The organism is Psychroserpens mesophilus (assembly GCF_050617655.1).
Classification (GTDB): Bacteria; Bacteroidota; Bacteroidia; order Flavobacteriales; family Flavobacteriaceae; genus Psychroserpens; species Psychroserpens mesophilus_A.
Genome location: NZ_JBODQC010000477.1, coordinates 1 through 239, shown reverse-complemented (window position 1 = coordinate 239; position 239 = coordinate 1). Strand labels below are relative to the sequence as shown.

Genomic DNA, 239 nt, shown 5'->3' with positions numbered 1-239 from the left:
GGTGGCGGCGGGCCAGCAGCGCATCCAGCTGCGGTTGCCGATGGCGCATCCGCAGCGCCAGGCGATGGTCGAACAGGTCGTGCGCGCGCATCGTCGCAGCGGGGTGCAGTGGTTGCTCAACCGCGATATCGAGCTGGCACGCGCATTGGGCGTGGGGGTGCACCTGGGCAGCGAACAGCTGCTGGAGCTGTCGCAGCGTCCACTGCCCGAAGGCCAGCTGGTGGCCGCGTCCTGCCATG

General features: G+C 70.3%; 1 protein-coding gene. It reads left to right on the top strand.

Annotation, left to right across the window (positions count from 1 at the left end):
• On the top strand, nucleotides 1-239 hold a 239-nt coding region (locus tag ACRHNM_RS18065; RefSeq protein WP_431138010.1), incomplete at both ends, for a thiamine phosphate synthase.